Annotated in this window: 20 protein-coding genes and 1 pseudogene; 9 read left to right on the forward strand and 12 right to left on the reverse strand. The window is 72.9% G+C overall.

Annotated features, from left to right (window positions below):
• Positions 1 to 30: 30 nt before the first annotated feature.
• On the forward strand, positions 31 to 672 hold the full coding sequence (locus tag ELR47_RS17115; RefSeq protein WP_130650982.1) for a CpaB family protein: 642 nt from the start codon (positions 31 to 33) through the stop codon (positions 670 to 672).
• Here ELR47_RS17115 and ELR47_RS17120 read toward each other — a convergent pair.
• The gene (locus ELR47_RS17120) at positions 661 to 2,175 is read right to left on the reverse strand and encodes an SDR family oxidoreductase (RefSeq protein WP_130650983.1); all 1,515 of its coding nucleotides are present in this window, start codon (positions 2,173 to 2,175) and stop codon (positions 661 to 663) included. The genes ELR47_RS17115 and ELR47_RS17120 overlap by 12 nt on opposite strands.
• A 116-nt stretch (positions 2,176 to 2,291) precedes the next feature.
• Here ELR47_RS17120 and ELR47_RS17125 point away from each other — a divergent pair, with 116 nt between their 5' ends.
• A complete protein-coding gene (locus ELR47_RS17125; protein WP_205745343.1) occupies positions 2,292 to 3,215 on the forward strand; it encodes an undecaprenyl-diphosphate phosphatase in 924 nt (307 codons plus the stop codon).
• Between the two features lie 45 nt (positions 3,216 to 3,260).
• On the opposite strand, the gene ELR47_RS17130 is transcribed toward ELR47_RS17125, so the two are convergent.
• Entirely contained in the window at positions 3,261 to 5,153 is a 1,893-nt protein-coding gene (locus ELR47_RS17130; RefSeq protein WP_130650984.1) for a S9 family peptidase, read from the reverse strand.
• A 256-nt stretch (positions 5,154 to 5,409) separates the two neighbouring features.
• Here ELR47_RS17130 and ELR47_RS19200 point away from each other — a divergent pair, with 256 nt between their 5' ends.
• Both ELR47_RS19200 and ELR47_RS17140 read left to right on the forward strand, forming a co-directional pair.
• Complete coding sequence (locus ELR47_RS19200) at positions 5,410 to 5,952, forward strand: transglycosylase family protein (RefSeq protein WP_130650985.1); 543 nt, start codon at positions 5,410 to 5,412, stop codon at positions 5,950 to 5,952.
• Between the two features lie 100 nt (positions 5,953 to 6,052).
• Positions 6,053 to 7,630 (forward strand): formate dehydrogenase accessory sulfurtransferase FdhD, encoded by a 1,578-nt coding sequence (locus ELR47_RS17140; protein WP_130650986.1) that lies wholly within the window; start codon positions 6,053 to 6,055, stop codon positions 7,628 to 7,630.
• A gap of 3 nt (positions 7,631 to 7,633) precedes the next feature.
• Here ELR47_RS17140 and ELR47_RS17145 read toward each other — a convergent pair whose 3' ends face one another.
• Complete coding sequence (locus ELR47_RS17145; RefSeq protein WP_130650987.1) at positions 7,634 to 8,017, reverse strand: cupin domain-containing protein; 384 nt, start codon at positions 8,015 to 8,017, stop codon at positions 7,634 to 7,636.
• Positions 8,018 to 8,427: 410 nt separating this feature from the next.
• Here ELR47_RS17145 and ELR47_RS19205 point away from each other — a divergent pair, with 410 nt between their 5' ends.
• The 4 genes from ELR47_RS19205 (at position 8,428) to ELR47_RS17165 (ending at position 13,025) form a co-directional block, all read left to right on the forward strand.
• The gene (locus ELR47_RS19205) at positions 8,428 to 11,136 is read left to right on the forward strand and encodes a S8 family serine peptidase (protein WP_188584353.1); all 2,709 of its coding nucleotides are present in this window, start codon (positions 8,428 to 8,430) and stop codon (positions 11,134 to 11,136) included.
• 178 nt (positions 11,137 to 11,314) lie between these two features.
• The gene (locus tag ELR47_RS17155) at positions 11,315 to 11,626 is read left to right on the forward strand and encodes a transcriptional regulator (RefSeq protein WP_205745344.1); all 312 of its coding nucleotides are present in this window, start codon (positions 11,315 to 11,317) and stop codon (positions 11,624 to 11,626) included.
• On the forward strand, positions 11,623 to 12,333 hold the full coding sequence (locus tag ELR47_RS17160) for a LiaF transmembrane domain-containing protein (protein ID WP_130650988.1): 711 nt from the start codon (positions 11,623 to 11,625) through the stop codon (positions 12,331 to 12,333). The genes ELR47_RS17155 and ELR47_RS17160 overlap by 4 nt, the downstream gene beginning before the upstream one ends.
• Positions 12,330 to 13,025, forward strand: coding sequence for a LiaF transmembrane domain-containing protein (locus ELR47_RS17165; protein WP_130650989.1), 696 nt, complete (start codon positions 12,330 to 12,332; stop codon positions 13,023 to 13,025). Before ELR47_RS17160 ends, ELR47_RS17165 begins: the two co-directional genes overlap by 4 nt.
• A 59-nt stretch (positions 13,026 to 13,084) precedes the next feature.
• Here the strand turns inward: ELR47_RS17165 and ettA are convergent, their stop codons facing one another.
• From ettA to ehuB, 6 genes are all read right to left on the reverse strand, one after another.
• Positions 13,085 to 14,797 carry an energy-dependent translational throttle protein EttA gene (ettA, locus tag ELR47_RS17170; protein WP_205745345.1) on the reverse strand — a complete coding sequence of 571 codons (1,713 nt, stop codon included), beginning with the start codon at positions 14,795 to 14,797 and terminating at the stop codon, positions 13,085 to 13,087.
• A gap of 92 nt (positions 14,798 to 14,889) precedes the next feature.
• Positions 14,890 to 15,984 (reverse strand): NAD(P)/FAD-dependent oxidoreductase, encoded by a 1,095-nt coding sequence (locus ELR47_RS17175; protein ID WP_205745346.1) that lies wholly within the window; start codon positions 15,982 to 15,984, stop codon positions 14,890 to 14,892.
• A 73-nt stretch (positions 15,985 to 16,057) separates the two neighbouring features.
• Positions 16,058 to 16,810, reverse strand: a complete 753-nt coding sequence (gene ehuA, locus ELR47_RS17180; protein ID WP_130651478.1) for an ectoine/hydroxyectoine ABC transporter ATP-binding protein EhuA — start codon at positions 16,808 to 16,810, stop codon at positions 16,058 to 16,060.
• A 22-nt stretch (positions 16,811 to 16,832) separates the two neighbouring features.
• Positions 16,833 to 17,699 (reverse strand): ectoine/hydroxyectoine ABC transporter permease subunit EhuD, encoded by an 867-nt coding sequence (gene ehuD / locus ELR47_RS17185; protein WP_130650990.1) that lies wholly within the window; start codon positions 17,697 to 17,699, stop codon positions 16,833 to 16,835.
• Positions 17,696 to 18,403 carry an amino acid ABC transporter permease gene (locus ELR47_RS17190; protein WP_130650991.1) on the reverse strand — a complete coding sequence of 236 codons (708 nt, stop codon included), beginning with the start codon at positions 18,401 to 18,403 and terminating at the stop codon, positions 17,696 to 17,698. The genes ehuD and ELR47_RS17190 overlap by 4 nt, the downstream gene beginning before the upstream one ends.
• 78 nt (positions 18,404 to 18,481) lie before the next feature.
• Positions 18,482 to 19,477 (reverse strand): ectoine/hydroxyectoine ABC transporter substrate-binding protein EhuB, encoded by a 996-nt coding sequence (gene ehuB, locus ELR47_RS17195; protein WP_130650992.1) that lies wholly within the window; start codon positions 19,475 to 19,477, stop codon positions 18,482 to 18,484.
• A 246-nt stretch (positions 19,478 to 19,723) separates the two neighbouring features.
• Here ehuB and ELR47_RS17200 point away from each other — a divergent pair, with 246 nt between their 5' ends.
• A complete protein-coding gene (locus ELR47_RS17200; protein ID WP_130650993.1) occupies positions 19,724 to 21,205 on the forward strand; it encodes a fused MFS/spermidine synthase in 1,482 nt (493 codons plus the stop codon).
• 12 nt (positions 21,206 to 21,217) lie between these two features.
• Here ELR47_RS17200 and ELR47_RS17205 read toward each other — a convergent pair whose 3' ends face one another.
• The 3 genes and pseudogenes from ELR47_RS17205 to ELR47_RS19455 form a co-directional block, all read right to left on the reverse strand.
• A complete protein-coding gene (locus ELR47_RS17205; RefSeq protein WP_130650994.1) occupies positions 21,218 to 21,502 on the reverse strand; it encodes a helix-turn-helix transcriptional regulator in 285 nt (94 codons plus the stop codon).
• Complete coding sequence (locus ELR47_RS19450) at positions 21,469 to 22,131, reverse strand: sensor histidine kinase (RefSeq protein WP_420811110.1); 663 nt, start codon at positions 22,129 to 22,131, stop codon at positions 21,469 to 21,471. Before ELR47_RS19450 ends, ELR47_RS17205 begins: the two co-directional genes overlap by 34 nt.
• Positions 22,091 to 23,098: pseudogene (locus tag ELR47_RS19455) on the reverse strand (histidine kinase dimerization/phospho-acceptor domain-containing protein); the annotation flags it as partial. The gene ELR47_RS19450 and the pseudogene ELR47_RS19455, both read right to left, overlap by 41 nt.
• Between the last annotated feature and the right edge of the window lie 454 nt (positions 23,099 to 23,552).

Raw genomic sequence — 23,552 nt, forward strand, 5'->3', positions numbered from 1 at the left:
CAGGCGCGTTCGTGTGGTGGGGTGCGTCGCATGCGAACCCGATCCGATGCTCCCGTGCTCCCACGCCTGGACGGCGCCCCGGTGGTGCTGCCGCGGCCGCTCGACGCGCTCAGCGAACAGTGGTTCCGTGCCGGACCCCGGCTGCGGCTGGCCGTCGTCGTGGTGCTCCTGATCGGCGCCCTGGGAGCCTTCCTCGCGCGGCTGTCGACCTCACCGTGGGGCGGGCCGGTGCCGGTGCTGGTCGCCGGTGACGACCTGGCGGTCGGCAGCGAGCTGGCGGACGCCGCGGTGCGGGCCACCGACTGGCCGGCCGACCTCGTGCCCGGTGACGCCGTGCGGACGCCTCGCGACGCCCGCCTGACGATCGCGGTTCCGGCCGGCACGGTGCTCACCGAACGACACCTGGCCTCCACCGGGGTGGCCGGCGCACTGGCCGACACGCAGGCCGGGGTGGCCGTGCCGCGCGAGTTGCTGCCCGAGCTGCCCGCCGGCGCGCACATCGACCTCGTCGGCGCCGCGCACGACGGATCGGGCAGCGTGCTGGCCGCCGAGGTCGAGGTGGTGCGGGTCGACGAGGCGCGGGTGTGGATCGCCGTGGGACGCGACGAGGCCGCCGCGGTCGCCGGGGCGGCCGCCTCCGGCCAGCTGACCGCGGTGGTCCTACCGCCCTGAGGCGGGCTCGCCGGCGATGCGTTCCGCCTCCGCGGCGAGGCGGCGCGCCATGCGGGGGAAGATCAGGGCGTGGAAGGGCGTGAGGACCCACCAGTACAGGCGCCCGAACAGTCCGCGTGGGTGGAATCGGGCCAGTTGGTCCAGGCAGGCGCCGGTCCCGTCGGGTTCGACCCGGAACTCCAGCCAGGCCGTGCCCGGGACCTTCATCTCCGCCCGCAGGCGCAGCAGCCGGTCGGGAAGAAGCGCCTCGACCCGCCAGAAGTCGACCGGCTCACCGATGGCGAGCTCCACGGGATGGCGGCGTCCCCGGCGCAGCCCGACGCCGCCGACCACCTTGTCGAGCACACCACGGGTCTCCCACATCCAGCGGAAGCCGTGATAGCCGCGGTGGCCGCCGATGCCACTGACCGCCTGGAACACCGCCGCCGGTGGCGCCGTGGTCCGCACCCGACGTTCGTCGGTCATCACGGTGCCGCCCGACCAGTCGGGATCCTCGGGCTGGGGGGCCTCGGGGCCGTGACGGACGGCCGAGCGGGAGGGCGTGCCCCCGGCGCCGGCCCAGGTCGTGGCGACCTCGAGATCCTGGACCCGTTCGAGCGCCAGACGCAGCACCTCACGGATGGGGAGCAGCTGCCGCGGCAGCAGCCGCTGCGCGGTGTCGTCGCGCACCACCACCTCGTTGACGAGGCTCTCCACGAGCGGCCGCGCGAGGCCGGTCGGCAGCGGGGTCACCAGGCCGATCCACAGCGACGACAGCGACGGGGTCAGCACCGGCACCGGCAGGATGACGCGTCGGCGCAGGCCGGCCACCTCGGCGTAGGTCTGCATCAGCTCGCGATAGGTCAGCACGTCGGGCCCACCGATCTCGAGCACCCGGCCGGCGGTCTCCTCGACGTCGAGGACCTCGGTCAGCAGCGCCAGCACGTCGCGGACGGCGATCGGCTGACACCGCGTCTCCACCCACCGCGGGGTGGTCATCACGGGCAGCACCTCGACGAGGTGGCGCAGCATCTCGAACGAGGCGCTGCCCGAGCCGATGATGATCGCGGCGCGAAGCTCGGTGACCGGGACGGGCCCCTCGGCGAGGATGCGCCCCACCTCCTGCCGCGAGCGCAGGTGCGGCGAGAGGCCGGTGCCGTGGCCCAGCCCGCCGAGGTAGACCAGCCGGCGCACCCCGGCGTCGGCGACCGCGTCACGGACGTTGGTCGCCGCCTCGCGGTCGCGCTGCTCGAAGCTGCCCGCGCCGTCCATGGAGTGCACGAGCAGGTACACCGCGTCACAGCCCTCGGCCGCTGCCCGGATCTCGTCGGGCTCGGCGACGTCGACGCGGGCGATCTCCACCCGGTCCCGCCACGGACGGCCGTCGAGCTTGGCCGGGGTCCGGGCCCCGCAGCGGACCTCGTGCCCCCGCTCGAGCAGTTCGGGAACCAGCCGGCCACCGATGTAGCCGGTCGCACCGATGACCAGCACGCGCACGCCGTCGCCCTCTCCGTCGTCGGGCATGGACGCGACCGCGTCCAGCCGTCGCCCCATGTTCGCGGCGCGCCACGGCCTCGGACCGGGCCGGCGCCCCGTCGTCGGACCCCGACCGTCGGGAGTATTCTTCGCCGGCTCGCCGTGTGGTCCCCCGCTCCGCCGGCCTGCGCCTTCCCGTGCTGCTGATCCAGGCGATCGTGCTCGGCCTGCTCCAGGGCCTGACCGAGTTCCTCCCCGTGTCCTCCTCCGGTCACCTGCAGGGGGTGCCGTACCTGCTCGGCTGGCCGTCGGGCAGCCTGACGTTCGACGTCATGGTGCACGCCGGGACGCTGGCGGCGGTGGTGGTCTACTTCCGCGGCGACCTGGCGTTCCTGGCCACCCGGGTGACCGGCCTGGGGGGCGACCATCCCGTGACCGAGCGACGCCTCGCGCGACGCACGCTCGTGCTGCTGGCCGTCGGATCGGTCCCCGCCGCGCTGGCCGGACTGCTGTTCGAGGACGTGTTCGCGGCCGCGTTCGGCTCGGTCCGGGCCGTGTCCGGCTTCCTGCTGGTGACCGCCTTCCTGCTGTGGTTCGGGGAGCGGTTGCGCACCGACCGCGCCGCGGCACAGCTGGGCAAGTCCGTCGACGAGCTCGACGACGCCGAGCGGCGCCTCGACCCGGGCCGGGGCGAGGACACCACCACGCTGCGCGACGCCGGCGTCATCGGGGTCGCGCAGGCCCTGGCGATCTTCCCCGGCATCTCCCGCTCCGGTTCGACGATCGCCGCCGGCATGGCCCTGGGACTCTCGCGCGCGGCGGCCGCCCGGTTCTCGTTCCTGCTGTCGATCCCGGTCATCGTCGGGGCGGTCGTCTTCAAGCTGCCCGACCTCGGCACGGCCGAGCCCGGCACCCTGGCGTTCGGCCCGCTGCAGATCGCCGTCGGCGTGCTCGTGGCCGCCGCAAGCGGCTACCTCGCGATCTCGTTCCTGCTGCGGCTGGTGCAGAGCGAGACGTTGCTCGGTTTCGCGCGCTACGTCGTCGTCTTCGCCGCGGTGCTGTTCGGGGCCACCTTCGTGCTCGGCTGACCCGGTTCCCCCGAGCAGGCGCGCACGCCCCGGGGTCGCACGAGGTCAGTCGCCGAGGACCTCGTGCAGGAACGCGACGACCTTCGGGTAGCAGTCGATGCGGTTGGCGAGCTTGCTCAGCCCGTGTCCCTCGTCCTTGTAGACCAGCAGCTCGCTGCGCACGCCCCGCTCCTCGAGCACGGCGTGCAGCTGCTCGGCCTCGGACAGCGGCACGCGCGGGTCGTTGGCGCCGTGGACGACGAACAGCGGCGCACGCAACCGGTCGACGTAGGTGATCGGCGACGCCTCGAGCAGGACGTCGCGGTCGTGCTCGAGCGAGCCGTACTCGCGCTCACGGAAGGCCCGCCGCCACGCCGAGGTGTTCTCCAGGAACGTGACCAGGTTCGACATCCCGACCACGTCCACACCGGCCGCCCACCGCTCGGGTTGGGTGACCAGGCCCATCAGCGTCATGTAGCCGCCGTAGGACCCGCCGTAGAGGGCGGCGCGGGACGCGTCGAGGTCGTCCTGCGTCTGCAGCCAGTCGTGCAGTGCCGCGAGGTCGGCGACCGAGTCCAGCCGCTTGTCGACGTCGTCGAGGTGCTGGTAGCGCCGGCCGTACCCGGTCGAGCCGCGCACGTTGGGTGCGACCACCGCGAACCCCTGCGCGACGAGGTACTGCGTCAGCGCCGGGAAGCTCGGCCGGTACTGGCTCTCGGGGCCACCGTGGATCACCACCACCACGGGTGCCGGGCCCCGCTCGGGTGCCCGCTGGGGGCGATAGACGAAGGCGGGCACCTCGAGGCCGTCGAACGACGGGAAGCGCACCAGTTCCGGCGTCACGAACGTCGCGGGGTCGACCTCGCACGGCGAGACGGTGACACGCTGCAGGTGCCGCTCGTCGGTGTCGTAGCGCCACACGTCACCCGGGACCGTCGCGGAGGTGAACGCGAACACGAGCCAGCGACCGTCACGGGTGAAGCGGAACCCCCCGGCCACGCCCTCGCCGGGCAGCGGCACCTCGTCGGTGACCGCCAGCGTGGCGGGATCCCGCAACTGGACCCGGGTGCGACCGTCGTCGTTCCAGGCCACCAGCAGGTGCCGGCCGGACCAGTCGACACCGCAGCCGGTGTCCCATCCGGTCTCGACGACGATCTCGTGGTCGCCGGCGGGGGTGCCCCGCGCGATGGCGCTGTGGTCGCGGCCGACGTCGGTGGAGAAGAAGAACGCCGACGCGTCCGGCAGCCAGGAGGGCGTCCCCACGCTCGACTCGCGTTCGGGGTGCGGCGCGAGCTCCACGACGCCCGGGTCGCCGGCCGACAGGGGGGTGTCGCCGACCTGCTCGAGGTCGACGAGATGGACCACGTTGTCGCCGGGGCGGGTGGTCATCTCCGTGACGGCCAGGTAGCGGCCGTCCGGCGAGAAGCCGCCGGGACCGGTCCACCCACCGGTCGCGAACACGCACCGCTCGCTGCCGTCGGTCAGGTCCCGCACCCAGGTGTCGAACGCGACGCCGTTCCCCCGGTTGGTCGCGTAGGCCAGCAACCGACCGTCGCGGGTCACGCCACCGGGGCGGTGGATGTACTCGTCGTCGACGACGAGCGCATCGAGTTCGTCCGGTCCGGTGAACGCCGATGCCGGCGCGTGCGGCGCGGTGAACAGCTGATGGCGCTCGTTGCCGCCGCGGTCGGTGGCGAGCAGCAGTCGGTGCCCGTTCGCGCCGGTCGGGTCGGCCGGCAGGTAGCCGGCCCCGATCGGCTCCTCGAAGCGGGTGACCGGTACGAGGTCGTGCGCCGGCACCGGCAGCACCGCGTCGGCGAGGTCGAGGCGGTGCACCTGGGCACTGCCGGGCAGATCCGAGGAGACGAGCAGGCTCGCCCCGTCGGGAGACCAACCGCTGGGCGACGCGGTGCGGATCTCGAGGTAGGCACGGATGTCGGACGGCGCGGGAGTGGACATACCCCGCAGGCTAGGGCCGAGCCGGCCCGCGCGGGAACGCGGGCGCGCCTCGCCGGGGTGGACCGGGTCCCAGGTCGGACCTCCGGCGGACACACCCTGTCCGCACGGACATGATCGCTTGGTCAACGGACGTGTGCAGGAGTCGGGGGTCCTCCGTACCGTGCTCGGTCGCGTCGGACCGAGCGGCCCTGGACGGCCCCGCGGCGCCTTCTGACTCCCTCCTCCCGATCATTGGAGATCTGTGCGTTCCTTTGGCATGCGCGTGTTCACCGCCGCGGCAGCGACCGTCGGCCTCGTCGGCTTCGGTGCCGGTGCAGCAGCGGCGGCCGAGACCTACGAGGTCCAGCCCGGCGACACGCTGTCGGGCATCGCCCGTAGCCTCGACACGGTGGACACCTGGCAGCAGTTGCACGCTGCCAACCCCAAGCTCAGCGACCCCAACCTGATCTTCCCGGGCCAGGTCCTGCAGGTCGCCACCGGTGGCGCTGCCGCCCCGGCGGCCAGCGAGCCCGCCAGCGAGCCCACGTCCGAGCCGGCGTCCGCGCCGGCCGCCACCACCGACACCGGTGTGTGGGACCGCCTCGCCCAGTGCGAGTCCAGCGGCGACTGGTCGATCAACACCGGCAACGGCTACTACGGCGGGCTGCAGTTCGCGCTCAGCTCGTGGGAGTGGGTCGGTGGCCAGGGCTACCCGCACGAGGCCTCGCGCGCGGAGCAGATCCACCGCGCCGAGATCCTCCTCGAGCGTCAGGGCTGGAACGCGTGGCCCTCGTGCTCGCGTCAGCTCGGCCTGCGCTGAACGGCGTAGGACGACCATCGGTGACGGCCGACCCCCCGCGGGTCGGCCGTCGTCGTGCGTGCTCCTACGCTCTGCCGTCGTGGTCGGGCAGGAGACGGTGGTGACGGGATCGACGACGGTGCCCGGCGGACAGGCGTCCCCGCAGGTGCTGGCGGCCGTGCTCGCCGGGGGCCGCTCGCGGCGCATGGGTGAGGACAAGCGCCGGTTGTCCGTCGACGGCACGCCGTTGCTCGAGCGGGCCGTGGCCGCCGTCACCGGCATCGCCCCGGTGCTCGTCGTGGTCGGCCGGACGCCGTCCCCCGTCGCCGCCTCGGTCGACCCGCCGGTGGCCGTGGTCGTCGACGACCATCCCGGCGAAGGGCCGTTGGGGGGACTCGTCACCGCGTTGCGCGTCGCCGACGACGTCGCCGACGGCGTCCACGTCGAGGGGCTGCCTCCTGGCGAGGTCGACGTCGTGCTCGTGGTCGCCGGCGACCACCCCGATCTCGTACCGGCCGTGCTGCTGGCCCTGACGGAGCACCTGGCCAGCACGCCGTCCGCCGACGCGGTGCTGCTCGGTGACCCCGACGGTGCGGTCCAGCCCCTGATCGGGGCCTATCGGCGTCGGGTCCACCCGCGTCTGCGGGCCGCCTTCGCGGCCGGTGAGCGGCGGGCCGGGGCGGTCCGCGACCACCTCGACGTCGAGGTGCTGCCGTTCGAGCGCTGGCGGGCGCACGACCCCGCCGCGACCACGGCGGTGGATCTCGACACCCCCGACGACCTGCGCCGACGTGGCGAACGCGGGACCGCCGACGACGAGGCGGCCCGGTCGCGCGGGGCCGACGGGCCGGCGCGTGTCCCGGCCCCCCGCCGACTCCCGGTGTGGCGGCTGCGACGATCGCCCGACGGTGTCGGAGCGCGCGCCGACGAGGACGCCGTGGCGACCGAGGAACCACTGCGACTGCTCGCCGCGGGACCCGGAGCGCCGCCGGTCGACGTGGTGACGACCATGCGCACCCCCGGGCACGACGCCGATCTCGCGGTCGGGTGGCTGTTCACCGAAGGCCTCTACGACCCTGCGGCGGGCGTCGCCGAGGTGGCGTTCGGCGACCCGCTGCTGCTGTCCCGCCCGGAGGACACGGTGACGGTGCGGTTGCCGCACCGACTGGACCTCGACGTCGGTGCCCGCCGCTTCGCGGCGGCCACCGCGTCGTGCGGCGTGTGCGGTCGGGCGTCGATCGACGAGCTCGCGGCACGCTGCACCCCCCAGTCGCCCGCGGACTCGGCAGGTGCGCTGTCGGCCGCGGTGCTGCTGGAGCTCCCGTCCCGGTTGCGGGCAGCCCAGTCGTTGTTCGCCACGACCGGCGGGGTGCACGCCACCGGGCTGTTCAGCTTCGCCGGGGAGCCGCAGGTGGTGCGTGAGGACATCGGCCGCCACAACGCCCTGGACGCCGCGATCGGCGCCCGCGTCCGTGCCGGGGAGCGGGACTTCGGGCGCCTCGTGGCGGTGCTCTCGGGCCGGGTCGGGTTCGAGCTCGTCGCCAAGGCCGCCGCGGCCGGCATCCCGGTGCTCGTCGCCGTCGGCGCCCCGACCGACCTGGCCGTGCGCACCGCCGACCGGCTGGGCATCACGCTGGCCGGGTTCGTGCGCGACGGGCGCGGCAACCTCCACACCCATCGCGCACGGGTCCGGACCTGACGGTCACCGGGTCCCGGGCACCACCGTCAGCAGCGCGAGCAGGTCCTCCTCCGCCGACACGGCGTGACGATCGAGCGGTACCGGCGCCCACGAGCCCGGGGTGAGTCGCAGTTCGTCGCCACCGGAGGTGAGGGTGCCCACGCCGGTCAGGACCTGGATCGTGGCCGGTCCGGGCGAGGGGTGTTCGGCCAGGCCCTGTCCGGCGCACAACGCCAGCAGTGTCTGCTTCAGCGGCCCTCCGCCGGTCGGCGTGAGGGTCAGCGCGGCGCGACCGCTGTCGTGACCCCGCGCCTCCTCCATCAGCTGGGTCCCGACCTCCTGGAGGTCCACCGGCGGCGTCGGGGTGCGCTCGTCGACGTTCGGGTTGCTGCTGGCCTGCTCGTTCATGTGCGCTCCGCTCTGTCGGGTGCCGTCCCGGTCGGAGCCGCGGAACGGCACGGTCCGGCGTCGAGCACCGGGCGCTGCCGTCGTCGGCGGCGGGACGTATCCCCGAGTCTGCGCCGCGCCGCGCCCCGGCGGGCCCCGCGGTGCGGCCACGTAGGCACCGCACCTCGGACGGGCGCCACCCGTCCGTCACGCGCACGATCCCGGTCCCAGGTGACCGGATCGCCGGAAACGCCCGGAACGGGCACGGGCGAGGCAGCCCCGCCGCGAACGGCGACTCGTTCACTGCCGCGGCGGAACGTCGGCGTCGTGCTCGGCCCGCACACGGCCTCACGGCCCCGCCCGAACGCCCTAGCCTCTTCGGACATTCCGGTCGTGCCCTCCGCACGACCGGTACGACAGAGGGGATGAGCATGAGAGGGAGCCGAAAGCTGGTCGGCCCCGCGGCCCTCGTCGGCGCGCTCGTGGCGGCTGCGGCCGCACCGGCGAGCGCGACCGGGGACCGCATCCAGCCAGCCGAGCCGACGCCGTGGGAGCTCGCGGCGGCCAACGAGGCCGAGTTCGTCGACGACCTGTGGTTCGTCGAGTTCGCCGCGCCGTCGACCAGTCGTGGCGGTCAACGCGCCGCGCAGAACGCCGAGCGTGCGGCGTTCCGCAGCCAGGCGCGTGCCGAGGGCGTGCAGGTCCGGGAGCAGAAGGACTTCCGGGAGCTGTGGAACGGCGTCACCGTCCGCGCCAGTCTGGACGAGATCCCGCAGATCCACGACCTGCGCACCGTCCGTGCCGTGCACCCGGTCGCCGTCGTCGAGCGTCCCGAGCCCTCGGACGTCAGTCCCGAGCTGGCCACCGCGCTGTCGATGACCGGCGCCGACGTCGCCCAGTCCGAGCTCGGTTACACCGGTGAGGGGCTGAGCGTGGCCATCATCGACACCGGCATCGACTACAACCACCCGGACCTGGGTGGCGACGGGAACAACGACCAGCGACTCGCGGCGGACCCGAACACCCGCGAGCTGGACCACCCGCGCGTCACGCACGGTTGGGACTACGTCGGTGAGGCGTTCAACCCGGCCGACCCCGACGCCCCGCAGGTGCCCCAGCCCGACCCGGACCCGCGCGACACCGAGGGTCACGGGACCCACGTCGCCGGCATCGTCGGCGCCGACGCGGCCACCGACACCGGCGTGACCGGCGTCGCCCCGGGCGTCACCTTCGGTGCCTACAAGGTGTTCGGCCCCGGGTCGACCACCTCGGACGTCATCGTCGAGGCCCTCGAGGACGCCTACGCCGACGGCATGGACATCGTCAACATGTCGCTGGGCGCCACGCTGGCCTGGGGCGAGGACTACCCGACCACCCGGGTCAGCAACGAGCTGGCCGCCAACGGCGTCGTGGTCGTCAACTCCGCCGGCAACGACGGCTCACTGGGGACCTGGGCCCTGTCGGCCCCGGCCAACGCCCACGACATCATCAGCGTCGCGAGCGCCGACAACACCGAGCAGCAGACCAGCGTCTTCGCCGTCGACGAGCTCGACGAGCTCGTGCCGTACCTGCCGCTGACCGGCGCCGAGCTGCCGCCGACCGAGGGCGAGTCGGCTCCGCTGTGGTTGCCCGCGGTGACCACCGTCGGCAACACCACCGGCCCGATCGGCTGCGCCCCCGGCGACTTCGCCGGCCTGCCGGACGGTGCGGTGGCCCTCGTCATGCGTGGCGAGTGCCCGTTCGCGGACAAGTACGTCAACGCGGCCAACGCCGGTGCCAGTGGCGTGGTGATCTTCAACAACGTGGCCGGGCTGTTCGCCGGCACGGTCGCCGACGCCGGCATCGACGGGGTCTGGGGCGCGGGCATCAGCCGCAGCTCCGGTCTCGCGCTCGCCGAGCTGGTCGCCGCCGGTGAACAGGTCACGCTGACCTTCACCGACGAGACGGCCACCACGCCGAACCCGACCGGCGGTCTCGCGTCGTCGTTCACCTCCTACGGCCAGAACGTCGAGCTCGAGTTCGGCCCCAGCGTCATGGCGCCGGGCGGGCTCATCGTCTCGACCTACCCGCTCGGTTCGGGCGCGTACGCGATGCTGTCGGGCACCTCGATGGCCGCGCCGCACGTCGCCGGTGCCGCCGCCCTGCTCCTCGAGGCGGAGCCGGACCTCGACCCGATCGCGGTCCGCAGCCGACTGCAGAACACCGCCGAGCCGGCCGCCTGGTCGCTCAACGCGGCCGCGGGCCTGCTCGACCACACCTTCCGTCAGGGCGCCGGTCTGATCCAGGTCGACGCGGCGATCCTCGCCGACCAGCACGTCGTGCCCGGCCAGGTGTCGCTGTACGACGCCGGCGAGTCGACCGTGACGGTCACGGTGACCAACCGCGCCGACGAGGCCGTCACCTACGACGTCAGCCACGTCGACGGCATCCAGGTCGTGGCGAGCACCTTCGCGCCGGACTTCTGGCTCACGCCGGTGCCGTTCACCGGTCCGTCGACGCTGACGGTCCCGGCCGGCGGCTCGACCGAGCTGACGTTCAGCGTCACCACGCCGTACGTCGGTCTGCCCAACCACCAGTACGGCGGCTGGGTCGTGCTCACGCCCGCCGAGGGCGAGGGCACGACGCTGCGCCTGCCGTACTCGGGCTACGCCGGCGACTACGTCGAGGAGATGGGTCTGCTCGGCTACTGGGACTGGCCGGCCGACTTCGACGAGCCGACGTTCGTCGAGGTCGACCCGGTGCTCGCCCGCTACACCGCGGACGGCAACCTGGTCGCGGCCGACCCGGGGCAGACCTACCGGGTCCGCAACGGCGAGTTCCCGGTCGTGGCCGCGTTCTTCGGCCACTTCCCCGAGCGCATGGAGCTGTGGGCGACCCGCGACCGCGGCAACCAGCGCTACCTGGTCGCCGAGGACGAGTACCTCTCGCGCAGCAGCGCGCCGGGTGTGCGCACCCCGATCCTGTGGGACGGGCGTGTCCGTGCCGGGCAGAGCGACAACACCCGTCCGGTGCCCCCGGGCAACTACACCCTGGAGCTGCGGGTGCTGCGCGCCAACGGCGACGCCAGCAACCCGGCCCACTGGGACACGTGGACCTCGCCGCAGTTCGAGCTGACCAACCAGCCCGCGCGCGGTCGCTGAGCCCACGCACGCACGCACCATCCGACGGCCCCGCCACTGGCGGGGCCGTCGCCCGTCTCCGCGGTTGACGGCCCCACCCACGCGAGGTACTTTGTGCCACAAAGCGGTCTGGCGTCGAGAGCGTTCGCCCGACCGGACCCGGAACAGGGGAACACCCACGCTGCCCGAGCTCGACCCCGTGGTCCATGCGCCCGTACGCCTGCGCATGGTCTCGCTGCTGCGAGCGCTGCCCGCGGGCAGGGAGCTCACGTTCGGGCAGTTGCAGGAGCTGCTGACCCTGTCCCCTGGAAATCTCTCGACGCATCTGCGCAAGCTGGAGGACGTCGGCTACGTCGCGGTGACCAAGGCCTTCCGGGACCGCACCCCGGTCACCTCGGTGTCACTGACCGACACCGGACGCGAGGCCCACGCCGCCTACGTCGACGCGATCACGACCTATCTCGACGGCTCGGCCGTCGAGGCCCTGTTGCCACTGGAGGGCTCGTCATGAGCACCGTCTCCTCGACCCGCACCGACCGCCCGCCCCGCGTGCAGCCCACGCTGGTGCTCGGCCTGCTGCTCATCGCCGCCGGCGGCGTGCTGCTGCTGGACCGGATGGGCCACCTCGACGCCTGGGCGCTGGTGGCCGACTGGTGGCCGGTGTCCCTGATCGGCCTCGGGCTGTGGTGGTTGCTGGTCGACCGGGCGCGGATCGCCGGCGGCGTGACCATCGTGGTCGGCGCGCTGGTGCTCGCGATGGTCCGGGGTGTGGTCGACCTGTCGCTGGCGAACCTGATCGCGCCGATCGTCCTCGCCGGCATCGGCATCGGCGCGCTGAGCTCCGGCGCACGCCTACGGCGGGCGGTCGCCGTGCCGGCCGGTGGCCCGGCGTCGACGTCCGTCCCGACGGCTCAGGAGCGCTGGCAGCGTGCACCGACCGCCACCGCGGTCTTCGGTGACGCACGCATCGCCATCGGCGACGTCGACGGCGCCGACCACGCGGTGGTCACCGCCGTCTCGGTGTTCGGCGACGTCGAGGTGGCCGTCCCCGCCGGCTGGCGGGTGGTCGACCGCACGACGGCCCTGCTGGGAACCGTCCGCATCCCCCGCGACCAACCCACCTACGCCGAGGCGCCGGTGGTGGAGCTGCACGGCCTGGCGATCTTCGGCGACGCGAAGGTCCGCTATCTCGACGACGACCCGCGGAGCGAGGCATGAACCACCACGCCACCACCGATCCCTCGACCGTGCCACCGTCCGGCCGCGACGCCGTGCGCGCCGCCGGCGACGGCCTGACCGCCCTGGGGCTCGTCCTGGTCGCCTCCGGGCTGTGGGCCGGCCTCGCCGCGCTCGAGGTCCTGCCACCGGGCACCGGCTCGTGGTGGCCGGTGCTGCTGCTGGCCGCGGCCGGCTGGCTGGCGGGCCGCGGCCGACGGAGCGCGGCCGGGACCATGGCCGTCGTCGGCACGGTCCTGCTGGTGGTCACCAACGTCCCCGGCGAGTACCTCTGGCCGGCGTCGCTGATCGCACTGGGCGTCCTGGTCATCGCGGGCGCCGCCCGCGGACGACGCCTGCTGCACGACTTCCCCGGCGTGTCCGGCATCGCCCTGTTCGACGACCGCGAGGTCGAGGTCGCCGACGGCGCGCCCCTGCAGCCGCTGGTGGCCGTCTTCGGCGAGACCTCGGCCGACCTGCACGGCCTGCCTGCCGGCGACGAGGTCGTCAACTGCGTCGCGGTGTTCGGCAGCACGACGCTGACCGTGCCGCGCGACGTCGACGTGGAGGTCCGACCGCTGGCGGTGTTCGGCGACGTGCGTACGCCGGTCCCCACCACGGGCACCCCGGCGCGCGGCGTGGTCCGGGTCCGCGGAACGGCCGTGTTCGGCGACGTCAGGATCCGACGCGCCTGACGCCGTCGCGGTCCGGGGTTTCCCGCGTCTGGCCGGGAAACCCCGTCGACGGCCCTGCGTCAGCTGCTGCGGCGGGTGAGCGGGCGGTACTTGATGCGGGTGGGGTTGAGCGCGTCCTCGCCCTTGCGCTTGCGCAGGTCCTGCTCGTACTCGGAGTAGCCGCCCGGGAACCAGGTGACCTGCGAGTCGCCCTCGAACGCGAGGATGTGGGTGGCGACGCGGTCGAGGAACCAGCGGTCGTGGCTGGTGATGACCGCACAGCCCGGGAACTCGAGCAGTGCCTCCTCGAGCGAGCGGAGCGTGTCGACGTCGAGGTCGTTGGTCGGCTCGTCGAGCAGCAGCAGGTTCGCCTCGTTCTGCAGCAGCTTGGCGAGGTGGATCCGGTTGCGCTCACCGCCCGAGCACGAGCCGACGTTCTTCTGCTGCTCGCCGCCCTTGAACCCGAACGCGGCGACGTAGGCCCGCGAGGACATCTCGGTCTTGCCCAGCTGCACCCAGTCACCGCCGCCGGTGATCTCCTCGAACACCGTCTTGTCGGACGCGAGGGCTTGCCGCGACTGGTCGACGTAGGACAGCTGGACCGTGTCCCCGACGCGCAGCTCGCCCTCGTCGGGCGACTCCTCGCCGTCGGGCAGAAGTGAAGCGAACCCCGCAGCCGAAACGATCATGCGGAACAGGGTGGTCTTGCCGGCGCCGTTGGGGCCGATGATGCCGACGATGCCGCCCGGCGGCAGCTCGAAGGTCAGGTCCTCGTAGAGCAGCTTGTCGCCGAAGCCCTTGAGCACGCCATTGGCGTCGACCACGACGTCGCCGAGACGCGGGCCCTCGGGGATCATGATGATCGGCTTGGTGACCTGCTTCGGCCGCTCCTGGTTGAGCAGCGCCTCGTAGGCCTGGATGCGGGCGCGTGCCTTCGTGCGTCGGCCCTGTGGCGAGGCCTTGACCCAGTCGGCCTCCTCTGCGAGCTGGCGCTGACGGGCCGACTCCTCCTTCTCCTCCTGGCGCAGGCGCTCCTGCTTCTGCTCGAGCCAGCCCGAGTAGTTGCCCTCGAAGGGATGGCCCTTGCCACGGTCGAGCTCGAGGATCCACTCGGCGACCTGGTCGAGGAAGTAGCGGTCGTGGGTGATCGCCACGACCATGCCCGGGTAGTCGGCGAGGTGACGCTGCAGCCAGGCGACCGTGTCGGCGTCGAGGTGGTTGGTCGGCTCGTCGAGCAGCAGGATGTCGGGCCGGCTCAGCAGCAGCTTGCACAGCGCGGCACGGCGCTTCTCCCCGCCGGAGAGCACGGTGACGTCGTCGGCGTCCGGGACGCGCAGGGCGTCCATGGCGATCTCGATCTTGCGGTCGAGGTCCCAGGCGTCGGCCGCGTCGATCTTGTCCTGGACGTCGCCCATCTCCTCGTAGACGCGCTGCATCTCGTCGTCGTCCATCGGCTCGGCGAGCTTCGCGGTGAGCTCGTTGAACCGGCCGACGAGCTGGGCGGTCTCGCCGAGCCCGTCGAGGACGTTCTCGCGCACCGACTTGGACCCGTCGAGCTCCGGTTCCTGTGGCAGGTAGCCGACGGAGTACCCCCGGGCGGCCCAGGCCTCGCCCTCGAACTGCGTGTCGACCCCGGCCATGATCTTGAGCAGGGTCGACTTCCCGGCGCCGTTCGGGCCGATGACGCCGATCTTGACGCCCGGCAGGAACGACAGCCAGATGTTGGACAGGACCTCCTTGCCGCCCGGGACGGTCTTGGTCAGGCCCTTCATCACATAGCAGTACTCGGCCACGCGGCAGCCTCCAGCGGGTGCGTCGGGTTGAGGGAATGCGTTGCCACGCAGGGTAGAGGGCGCGCAGCGGCTGTCGCGGCGGCCGCCCGGCGTCAGGAGGTGCCGAGGCGGGCGTCGGGATGCAGGTCGGGGTCCAGGCGAGCGTCGAGCGCGGCCCCGGCCAGCGCCTCACCGAGCGCCGGCGCCTGCTTGAACAGGTTGTGCCCGGCGAGCAGCGACACGCCATCGACCTGCCACACCGCCACGCCGTCGTCGCTCCAGGGCAGCGCGGTCACCCAGCAGTGCTTGACCTCGGTCGGGTCGGGGTCGAGACCCGGCAACGCCCGGCGGACGTAGTCGCGGACCCGCTCGTCGTGTGCGGCGAGCTCGGCCGGATCCACCACGCTGAGGTCCTCGCGGACGGCGGCGGTCTCCCCGAGCCCGACCGCGTAGGCGCGGTTGCCCGGGGCCGCCGCCGCGTACACGCCGGTCTCCCCGAAGGCGCCGCTGGAGTCCTGCAGGCAGGCGAGGTGCGTCGGCGGCTCGCCGCGCACGGCGAACGTCGAGCGGACGTGGACCTGTAGGTCGACCGGGATGCTGACGCCGAGTTGCCGGGCCAGGGGTGCCGTGCCGGCACCGGCGCACACCACGACGGCGTCGAAGCGCGCGGTCGTCTCGGCCGCGCGGACCTCGGCACCCCCCGCGACCGATCGCAGCGTCAGCACCTCCTCGCGGACGAGCTCGTCCCGCAGCTCGTGCGCCAACGCGCCGATGGTCTCGCGCGTGCGGATCGCGCCACCCTCGGCGTCGAACATGGCCGGTCCCAGCTCCCCGTCGGGCGCCGCAGTCAACAGCGGCAGGCGCCGGGCCACCTCGTCGGCGTCGACCGGGCGGGCGTCGACGCCGGCCTGCTCGAGCAGCGGCAGGCGATGCTCGACCGCCGGTCCGAGTGCGACGGCACCGTCCCGCGAGATGCACTCGATCCCGAAGCGCTCCTCCCAGGCGGCGTACACCGCGCGGCTGCGCCGGGCCCAGGCCACCAGGCGGGGATCGTCGTGCCCGTGACGGAACAGTCGCGACCGGCCGCCGGACTGGCCCTGCCCCGGGTCGCCGAGCTCGAAGACGCGCACCTCGGCCCCGCGGTCGCGCAGCGCCAGCGCGGCCGACAACCCGACGATGCCCGCACCGACCACTGCCACCCGTGCCACGCGCGCTCCTCTCCCTCGACGGCGGTCGACGGTAGGCGCGGTGACGGCCGACCGGCGCCGGCCGGCCCGTCCGTCAGTGCTCGAAGACGGCGCCGAGGAAGTCCTTGGTGCGCTGCTCCTGCGGATCACGCAGGACCTGGCTCGGCGGCCCGGACTCCAGGATCCGGCCCTGGTCGAACATCACGACCCGGTCGGCGACCTCGCTCGCGAACCCCATCTCGTGGGTCACGAGCATCATGGTCGTGCTGCCCTCCTCGGCGATGTCGCGCAGGACGTTGAGCACCTCGCCGACCAGCTCCGGGTCGAGCGCGGAGGTCACCTCGTCGAACAGCATCACGGCCGGCTCGGTCGCCAGCGAGCGCGCGATCGCCACCCGCTGCTTCTGCCCACCCGAGAGTTGCCCCGGGGTCTGGTTGGCGGCATGGGCCAGGCCGACCTTGTCGAGCAGCGCCATCGCCCGCTCCCGTGCCTCGTCCTTGGAGCGGCCGTGGACCTTGACGGGCGCCAGCATGATGTTCTCGAGCGCACTCATGTGCGGGAACAGGTTGAAGTGCTGGAACACCATGCCGATGTCGGAGCGCACGGAGCGGATGTGCTTCTCCCCCGCGGGTCGCAGCTGCCCCCCGCGCTCGTCGTGGTAGAGCTGACGATCGCCGACCTGCACCGTGCCGTCGTCGGGGCGTTCCAGGGTCATGCAGACCCGCAGGATCGTGGTCTTGCCGGATCCGCTGGGCCCGATGATCACGACCCGCTCGCCCGGCTCGACGTCGAGGTCGAGGTCGTCGAGCACGACGTTGTCGCCGAAGGCCTTGCGCACGCCACGCATGCGGACGGCCGCGGCTCCCTTGTCAGACACGTTCGTAGCCAATGCGGCGCTCCAGACGTCGGACCAGCCAGGCGGCCGGGATGCTGACCAGCAGGAAGCACAGCCCGATGATCAGGTAGGGCTCGACGGGCCGGAAGTCCCGGCCGGCGGTGGTGTTGGCGAAGAACAGCACGCCCGTGACCTGGATCGCGGACCCCAGGGGGGCGTCCTTGAACCCGGCCACGAGGAAGTTGCCCAGGGCCGGGAGCACGTTGGGGATCGCCTGGGGCAGCACGACCCGCATCCAGGTGACCGCGGGGCTCAGGCTCAGCGCGGTCGCGGCCTCCCACTGCCCCTTGGGCACGCTGTTGATACCGGCCCGGTAGGCCTCCGAGCAGTAGGTCGCGTAGTGCACTCCGAGACCGAGCACGATGGTCTGCATCGGCGAGAGCGTCACGCCGAGCTCGGGGAGGGCGAAGAACAGGAAGAACAACTGCACCAGCAGCGGCGTGCTGCGGACGAACTCGATGAAGGCGGCGAACGGCCAGCTCAGCAACCGGCTGCGGGCACGCCGGCCGAGCGCCAGCACCAGGCCCAGGACGGCGGCGAAGGCGAAACCCGTCACGGCGCTGAACGCGGTGACCGTCAGCGCATTGAGGGCGTCGGGGACCAGCGACCAGGCGTAGGCCGGGTCGAAGGCGAGGTCCGGGTCACCGAGGACGTCACCGCCCCGGAACCGCAGGCGCCGGGTCCCCAGTCGCGCCAGCACGAGGTAGAGCCCGGCCGCGAGCAGCAGGCCGACGACCAACCTCGGTCGCTGGTACCACCGTCGCGGGCCACCGGTCGCGGCATCGGTCGAGCCCGACGGCGGCGTCGGCGGCGTCGAGGTGGAGGTGGTCGTGGAGCTCATGTGACCGCCTTCAGGGTGTCGGCCTGGTCGGGACCCGCCGCACGCGACTCGAAGCGCCGGTCCACGCGGGACTCGGCGAGACGGAACAGGCCGTTGATGAGCTGGGAGAGCACGAAGTAGGCGATCAGCACGTTGAGGAACAACACGACCGTGTCGACCCGCTGACGCATCTGGTTCGCGATCGCCAACAGGTCACCGAGCCCGATCAGCGACACGAGCGCCGTCCCCTTGAGGATCTCGATGGTGAGATTGCCCATCGGCGGCAGGATCACCCGGAGCGCCTGCGGCAGGATCACGTGGCGCAGGCGCTGCGTCTCGCTGAGATTGAGCGCGATCGAGGCCTCGGTCTGCCCGCGCGGGACGGCGAGGATCGCCCCGCGGATGATCTCGGCCCCGTAACCGCCCATGTTGATGCCGAGTGCGATCGAACCCAGCACCAGCAGGTTGCGCTGCTCGACCCCGAACAGGATGGGGATGGCGTACGCCATGACGAACAGCAGGATGATCGAGGAGATCCCACGCGCGAACTCCACGAACACCAGGGCGGCGCCACGGACCCAGGGGCGTTGCGACAGGCGAGCCACGCCGACGAGCAGCGACAGCACGATGCCGAGCGCGAACGAGGCACCCAGGATGCGCACCGTCATCAGGAAGCCGGCGAACAGGCGCTCGTACTGGCCGGGGGTGAGCAGGAAGTCGTCCACGGCAGCCCCTCGGGTCGGCCGGACGGGGCGGCGTACCCGGCGCGCGACCTTCCGGTCACACGCCGGGCACGACCGGTGTCAGCCGGCGAGGTCCTCGACGGTCAGTTCCTGCGCCCGCTCGATGTCCTCCTCGGCGAAGCCGAAGTCGGTGATGATCGGGAGCAGTTCACCCTCGTCCTGCAGGCGGTTGAGCTCGTCGTTGAACGCGTCGCGGAACTCCTGGTCGTCGTTGCGGAAGCCGTAGCCACCGCAGCCCAGGATCTCCTCACCGTCCTCGTCGAGCGGGAAGAACGACTCGGTCGCCTCGAAGCCGTCCATGTCCTCGACCTGCGTCAGCACGGTCAGCGTCGTGCCGATGACGGCGTCGACGCGGCCGGCCTGCAACGCCTCGTACTGGGCGTTGACGTCGGAGAAGAACTCGATCTGGTCGTCGGGCACCCCGGCGGTGTCGGCATAGCCCTCCTCGACGGCCCCGGACAGGATCGCCAGCGTCACGTCGGGGTTGTCGGCGACCGACTGCAGGTCCGAGATGTCCTGCGGATTGCCCTCCGGCACCGCGAACGCCTCACCGACGCAGTAATCGGGGTCGGAGAACAGGATCTGCTGGGCACGGTCCGGGTTGATGTACATCCCGGCGGTGATCATGTCGAACTGCCCGGCCTGGAGCCCGGCGATCAGGGACTCGAAGGCGACGACCTGGGCGTCGATCTCCTCGATGCCGAGCTCCTCCAGGACCCGGCGAGCGACCTCCGGGGCCTGCCCGGTGACGTTGCCGTCGTCGTCGACGTAGCCGTAGGGCTCCTCGTCGGCGATCCCGACGCGGACGACGCCGGCCTCCTGCAGTTCGGCGAGCAGGTCACCGCCCGCGGTGGTCTCCCCCGTCGCGCCGTCGTCGGCCCCGTCGTCCGTACCGTCGGTGGTCTCGTCGGTGGTGGTGTCCTCGGTGCCCTCGTCACCGCCGACCTGTGGGGTGTCGTCGGTGACGTCGTCGCCACCGCAGGCGGTGACGACCAGCGCCAGTGCGGCGACGGAGGCGAACACGCGCCTTCGGAACGTCTTGCTCGCGTACGACATGGTTGTGCTCCTCGTCGGGGACGTCCACGCCGGTGCGGCACCGTCCCGACCGGCGACCGCGTCCCCCGAAGTCTCCGCGTCCCCGCCGCCGTGCCGCCACCAGCTCTGGTCCGACGATAGGAGCCTGTCGGGTGCCGATCGCACGACCACCTGTCCGATCGGGAAGTTGCGCTTCCGCCCGCACGTCTGCGGCCTGCCGTCACCCGGTGCACGGCTCGGGCGCGACAGGCCGTACCCTCCGCCCCCATGCCTGCTCTCGCCGCCGCCCTGTTGGTCTTCCTCTCCTCCGCCGCCGTGCTGGTCCTCGAGATCCTCGCGGCGCGGCTCCTCGCGCCCTACGTCGGGGACACGCTGGAGGTCTACACCGCGATCATCGGCACCATCCTGGCCGGGATCGCCTTCGGTTCGTGGTGGGGCGGCCGGTGGGCCGACCGACGCGACCCCAACACCCTGATCGGACCGCTGCTGATCGCCGGCGGTGGGCTGTCGTTCCTCACCATCCCGCTCGTCGACCTGCTCGGCACGGGCATGCGGGGCGCGAACGCGCTCACCACGGTCGTCCTGACGTTCACGGCCTTCTTCGCGCCGGCGGCCGTGCTGACCGCCGTCACGCCGGCCGTCATCAAGTTGCAGCTCGCCGACCTCGACGAGACGGGGCGCGTCGTCGGACGGCTGTCGGCGATCGGTACGGCCGGCGCGATCATCGGCACGTTCTTCACCGGGTTCCTGCTGGTCGCGGCCGCGCCGACGCGGCCCTCGATCCGGTTCGTCGGGGTGTTCCTGGTCCTGCTCGGCATCGGGACGCTGGTGTGGCTGCGCGGCACCCGCAGCGCGGTGAGTGCCACCATGGTGGTCGCGATCGTCGCCGCCGGCGCGCTGTCGTTCGCCGCCCGTCACCCCTGTGACCACGAGTCGGCCTACTACTGCGCGCGGGTCGAGGTGGATCCCGAACGCCCCACCGGTCGGGCACTGTGGCTGGACACGTTGCGACACAGCTACGTCGACGTCGAGGACCCGACGCACCTCGAGTTCACCTACACCCAGTGGTTCGGGGACGCGATCACGGCCGTGGCGCCCGACGGCGAGGCGCTGCGCACCCTGCACGTCGGTGGCGGCGGGTTCACGATGCCGCAGTACCTGCGCGTCAGCAATCCGGGCTCGACCTCCACGGTGCTCGAGGTCGACCCGCTGCTCGTGGAGCTGTCGCGTGACGAGCTCGGCCTCGAACTGCGCGACGACATCGAGGTCCTCACCGGTGACGCGCGGCTGACCGCGCCACGGGTCGACGCCGGCGCCTACGACCTGGTGATCAACGACGCCTTCGGTGGCGTGTCGGTCCCCTGGCACCTCGCGACCGTCGAGTTCCTCACCCAGGTCGAGGGCGCGCTGGACGACGAGGGCGTCGTCGTCACCAACGTGATCGACTACGCCGACCGCGACTTCCTGCGCGCCTACCTCGCCACGACCGCCGCCGTGTTCGACTCCGTCGCGATCATCGGGCGCGAGGACGCGCTCGGCCCCACGGTCCCGGGGCTGGGCGGCAACTTCGTCGTGCTCGCCTCCGACGCCGCACTGCCGGTGGACGAGCTGCTGGCCGCCAACCGCGCGCGCGGGCAGGTCGACGACGTGCTGCACGGCACGGACCTGCGCGACTTCGTCGGCGACGCGCCGGTCCTGACCGACGACTTCGCACCGGTCGACCAGCTGCTCACGCCGTTGCCGCAGTAGCCGCCGGACGCTTCAGACCTGCAGGACCTTCAGCAGCTCGCCGACGCGCGAGTCGGCCTCGAGCTCGTGACGCAGCGGTCGGTCGTGGTTGACCTCGTAGCGGTTGCGCCGGCCGATGCGCTGCCGGTTGACGTAGCCGGCCTCGACGAGGTCGGCGACGATCGACTGCGCGGCGCGCTCGGTGATGCCCACCAGCTCCGCGATGTCGCGGATGCGTACGTCGGGATCGCGGGAGATGCAGACCAGCGCATGACCGTGATTGGTCAGGAAGGTCCAGTGGCGTTCGTTGGACGGCACGGGCCCGGCTCCGGCGTGGGATCAGGTGGACGGACCAACGCTAGCTGTTGTGCCGCGGTCGCGGGACGGACCTCGACGTCGACGGCGGCGTCGGCGCCGCGCCGTTCCGGCGGCGCGGCGAGCAGGTGGCGGGGCAGGGACACGACGAACGCGGCTCCTCGCTCGCGGGGCTCCAGCCCGACCTCGCCGCCGTAGTGCTCGACGATGCGACGGACCATGCCCAGACCGACGCCGGAGCCAGCAGCGCCCGCGCTGCGTCCGCGCTGGAACAGCCCGAAGATGCGTTCGGCGTCCTCCGTCGCCACGCCACGGCCGTCGTCGGTGACCCGCAGCTCGACCGCGTCGGCGGTCAACCGGGACGTGACCTGCACCCGCAGATCGTCGCGCCCGCCGTGCTTGACCGCGTTGGTGACCAGGTTGTCCAGCACCTGTTCCGCGCGGACGGGGTCGAGCCGGAGCACCGGCAGGTCGGGGGTCGAGGTCGATCCGGGACCGGGGAGCGGTGACGGCGACCCGCTCCCGCACCGTGCGCGCGACGCGCGAGAGGTCGACCGGTTCGCTGACCGCCGCGTCCCGACCGAGACGCGCGAGGTCGAGCAGCGCGTCGACCAGGCCGTTGAGGTACGCACTGCTGGCGGCGATGCCGTCGAGCAGCGGCGCCCGTTCCTCGTCGGTGGCGACGCTGCGCAGCAGGGCGCTGTACCCGCCGATGGCGACGGCCGGGCTGCGCAGGTCGTGCGACAGGCCCAGCAGCGTCGCCTCGAGCTCCCGGTTGGCGCGCTCCACCTGCGCGAGCGCGGCGAGGTGCTTGGCCGCGAGCTCGCTGCGCTCGAGCGCGAGCTGCAACTGCCAGGCGTACGCCGTGGTCAGTTCCCGTTCGTAGTCACCGAAGAACGGGCTGTACGGCGTCAGGCGAACCACCAGCGTGGCGTTGGTGAGCGGGACGACCTGCGTGCCGACGTGCGGGGAGTCGCCCGCGGCGAGCCGCGCGGCGATCGCCTCGGCTTCGTCCCGGGACAGCTCCGCGGAGGCGAGCACGTCACCGTCGATGCCGAACACCGCGGTGCCGGCACCGATCTGGCTCGCGAGGATGGGCGCCATCGCCCGCGCCGCCTCGCCGGGGGTGACGGCCGCGATCAGCTGCTGCTGCATCAACTGGAAGTGGTGCGCGCCCTGCCGCCGCCACCACATGCGAAGCGGCAACGGCGGTGCGAAGGCCGCGGCCGACAGCGCAGCTGCGGCCAGGCACAGGGCGTTGACGGCCACCTGCGCCGCGGGGCGGGCCGAGCCGACTCCCACCGTGGCGACCACGGCCGTCGAGAGCAGGATGAGGCTGACCGCGAGCAGGTGCATCCGCGCCCGCACGACCCGCGACGTCCCCCCCGCACCGAGCAACCGGGCCGCCGCCGCGGCCGACGGCAGCAGCCAGGCCCCCAGGAACAGCCCGTAGAACACCAGGTCGTTCCCGTCCCGCACCCCGCCGCCGTCGGGCGCAGCGAGCACGAACGCCGCCGAGACCGTGAGCACCACCGCGGGCCCGAGACGCAGCCAGCGCGGCAGTGGCCCGTCGTCGAAGGACCAGGCGAAGGCCGCCATCAACCACGGGAAGGCCGCCACCGCGGCGACGGCGAGCCCCTGCGCCACCCAGACGGCGTCGACCACCACGCTGACCCGACCGACGAACAGGCCGACGGCGAGGGCACCGAAGGCGGTCGCGAGGTGGGCCGCCGGGAGCTGCCGCCGGCGCACGAACTGCCAGGCGGCCGTCACCGCCAGCAGCACGTAAGCCACCGACAGCAGGTCGCGGGACGTCGTCGCGAGGGCCTCCACCGACTCCACCGATCCATGGCTGCGCGGACGCGGACCCCGACCCGGCGAGCCGCCCGTGCGCAACGTTTCCGTAACCCCGCGGCAGGAGCCTGAACAGCCGGATGGAGACCGACCGGTATCCCGATGCCGGACGGCCGGTGGCCGAGAGGTCGGCTAGAGTGCCGCAGCACCAGACCGGCGGTCCGGCTCGCGGCACGTCCGTGGGCTCGGCTACCTTCTG

Origin of the sequence: Egicoccus halophilus (assembly GCF_004300825.1) — a bacterium.
GTDB lineage: Bacteria > Actinomycetota > Nitriliruptoria > Nitriliruptorales > Nitriliruptoraceae > Egicoccus > Egicoccus halophilus.